Consider the following 900-nt stretch of genomic DNA (forward strand, 5'->3'; position numbering starts at 1 on the left):
AGCAGCACCGATGATGGTTGAGTGACGCGATTCCAGACTCTTTCCGACCAGCAGTGGGACGCAATCGCCGATCTTCTGCCGGCCCGGACCGGCCGCCGTGGCCGCCCGTTCTCCGATGCCAGAGCGATGGTCGAGGGAATCATCTATCGCTATCGATGCGGCATTGCCTGGCGCGACGTGCCCGGGGTGTTCGGGCCGTGGCAGACGATCTGGACCTGGCATCGACGCCTGTCCAGCGACGGCACCTGGGACCGCATCCTCGAACGACTGCTCACCATCGCCGACGCTGCGGGGATACTGGACTGGGTGGTCTCGGTGGACTCGACGATCGTCCGTGCGCATCAGCACGCCACCAACATCGCCCGCCACACAGGGGGACCCATCGAATTACACGAATTTGCGAATCGAACCGCCTGACCACGCCGTCGGCCGTTCCCGAGGCGGTCTGTCGACAAAGATCCATCAACTCGTCGACGGTCACGGACTGCCGCTGGTCGTGCTCGTCGCGCCGGGACAATTCGGCGATTCGCCTGCCTTCCCGCATCTGCTCGACCAATTGCGAGTCCCCCGTCTGGCCGGTGGACGTCCGCGCACCAGGCCGGACCGGGTCCGCGGTGACAAGGCATACTCCTCGCGCGCCCACCGTGCGCTGCTGCGGCGGCGCCGCATCGGCGCGGTCATCGCCGAACCGTCCGATCAGGCCGGACATCGTCGCCGACGCGGATCAGGTGGTGGCAGACCGCCGGCATTCGATTCGGCTGACTATCGCGGCCGCAATGTGGTTGAACGCCGGTTCTGCCATCTCAAGCAGTGGCGTGGATTGGCCACGCGATATGACAAACTCGCGACCGTCTACCGCGCTGCCGTAGTGCTGAACGCCGTCGTCGCCTGGACAAAGCA

Annotated in this window: 1 protein-coding gene; it reads left to right on the forward strand. The window is 65.7% G+C overall.

Going from position 1 to position 900, the window contains the following annotated elements:
• Positions 1 to 21 precede the first annotated feature (21 nt).
• Positions 22 to 900, forward strand: a protein-coding gene (locus tag A5767_RS23125) for an IS5 family transposase (RefSeq protein ID WP_442978757.1) whose coding sequence is annotated in 2 segments (ribosomal slippage) — positions 22 to 368 and positions 367 to 900 — 881 coding nt annotated over the 2 segments. Because the reading frame shifts where the segments join, the coding sequence is not laid out codon by codon here. This gene is flagged as partial in the annotation.

Source organism: Rhodococcus sp. 852002-51564_SCH6189132-a (genome assembly GCF_001665495.1).
GTDB classification, from domain to species: Bacteria; Actinomycetota; Actinomycetes; order Mycobacteriales; family Mycobacteriaceae; genus Rhodococcus; species Rhodococcus pyridinivorans.